Origin of the sequence: Chitinophaga sp. ARDCPP14 (assembly GCF_051362515.1) — a bacterium.
In the GTDB taxonomy this organism is placed as follows: domain Bacteria; phylum Bacteroidota; class Bacteroidia; order Chitinophagales; family Chitinophagaceae; genus Chitinophaga.
Map to the genome: position 1 here is coordinate 1 of NZ_JBKIXB010000041.1, position 266 is coordinate 266.

The following is a 266-nucleotide window of genomic DNA, read 5'->3' on the forward strand; positions in this document are numbered from 1 at the left end:
TACAACCCCGGACAGAATTGCTTCGATCCGGTTTGGGCTCTTCCCCGTTCGCTCGCCACTACTTAGGGAATCATTATTTATTTTCTTTTCCTGCAGGTACTTAGATGTTTCAGTTCCCTGCGTTGGCTCTCCTTGCGGAGTAATACACCTTCAGTGTACTGGGTTGTCCCATTCGGAAATCTACGGATGTAACGATCGTTTGCATCTCCCCGTAGCTTATCGCAGCTTACCACGTCCTTCGTCGCCTCTTAGATCCTAGGCATCCA

The 266-nt window shown here is 49.2% G+C and carries 1 rRNA gene; it reads right to left on the reverse strand.

The window, feature by feature from the left end:
• Positions 1–266: ribosomal RNA gene (locus ACLHR0_RS31690) — 23S ribosomal RNA — on the reverse strand; the annotation flags it as partial.